Origin of the sequence: Stenotrophomonas chelatiphaga (assembly GCF_001431535.1) — a bacterium.
In the GTDB taxonomy this organism is placed as follows: Bacteria; Pseudomonadota; Gammaproteobacteria; order Xanthomonadales; family Xanthomonadaceae; genus Stenotrophomonas; species Stenotrophomonas chelatiphaga.
In genome coordinates this window covers 1-1,232 of the sequence record NZ_LDJK01000071.1, presented here as the reverse complement: position 1 = coordinate 1,232, position 1,232 = coordinate 1, and the positions used below count along the sequence as shown (strand labels likewise).

General features: G+C 67.3%; 2 protein-coding genes. Both read left to right on the top strand.

Going from position 1 to position 1,232, the window contains the following annotated elements:
* Positions 1-430 (top strand): siderophore-interacting protein (locus ABB28_RS14350; protein ID WP_161809873.1); only part of this gene is annotated, 430 nt, incomplete at its 5' end.
* Between the two features lie 118 nt (positions 431-548).
* Positions 549-956: a hypothetical protein gene (locus tag ABB28_RS14345; protein WP_057509276.1), complete on the top strand. Its 408-nt coding sequence runs from the start codon at positions 549-551 to the stop codon at positions 954-956.
* Positions 957-1,232: the final 276 nt, after the last annotated feature.

The window sequence follows — 1,232 nt, the reverse complement described above, 5'->3', positions numbered from 1 at the left end:
GCTGGCCGTCGGCGGTCCGCGTGGTTCGTTCCAGGTGGCCGATGACTACGATGGCTATGTGCTGATCGGCGATGAAACCGCGCTGCCGGCGATTGCCCGCTGGCTGGAGATCCTGCCCGAAGAAGCCGAAGTGCAGGTGCTGATCGAAGTGGCCGACGAGGCCGAGCGCCAGGACCTGCCGCAGGGTGACAACGTGCGCATCCAGTGGCTGGAACGCAATGGCTTCCCGGCGGCCAGCAGTTCGCTGCTGGAAGACGCGCTGGTGGACTTCGAGGCACCGGAAGGCGATGTGTTCTATTGGATCGCCACCGAATCGCGCCGCGCGCGGATGATGCGCAAGTTCTTCGAAGGCCACCACGCCGTGCCGCGCGACTGGATCCGCTCCACCGGCTACTGGAAGGCGCACCCGGATGACACCGACGGCGACTGAACGGTGGTGACGGCCGCTGGCCGTCAACCCGACAAGCCCGGTAGTGACGGCCGCTGGCCGTCAACCGCATTTTGACGGCCAACGGCCGTCACTACCGGATTAACGCGATAATGGCGGCATGACCGACCTCTTTGCTGCCACCGTCGCCGCGGCGCTTTCGCGCCTGCAGACCGACCCCTCCGCCTTTGACACCGTGCTGGCCCCCCATGGCGAAGCCGGCGCACTGCGTCCTTCGCTGCAGGAACTGCTGGACACCCGCCAGCAGGCGCTGAAGGCCGACGCCGATGTCGGCCTGGTGGCCGACATGCTGCGCCGCGACCAGAAGTTCGCCCCGCCGGGACGCCCGTCGATCCACCTGGTGCAGCTGCGCAAGCAGCAGGCCAGTGCCAAGCAGGCGGCGTTGATCGCGCGCCAGGCGTATGGCCGCGCCGCGCAGGATTTCGTGCGGGCGCTGTCGTTGAAGATCACACCGCGGCTGACCCCGATCGCCGTGGCCGACCGCTGGATGCAGACCAAGTTGGGGTGATCCACGGCCGCTGCGCTCGCCGAGCGTGGCTGTGCCGGTCTCCTGCCCGGCACCCTGCGGGCCGTCGCAGACCACGTTGGCAGCGCCCCCTGCCGCGGCCTTCGGCGCTACCGGCACCGCTCCGGTGGTGACGGCCGCTGGCCGGCAACACGCCGCACCCTCCTCCAACTGCATCTTATACACATCTGACGCTGCCGACGACTCCTACCGTTGAGCTCACGAGGTGCGGCGTAACATTAACAACAGCCATAACTGTGCAGAGACACCATCATACAA

Coding starts and splice junctions, on each gene's coding strand:
- ABB28_RS14345 (WP_057509276.1), top strand. CDS start 549: ATGACCGACCTCTTTGCTGCCACCGTCGCCGCGGCGCTTTCGCGCCTG.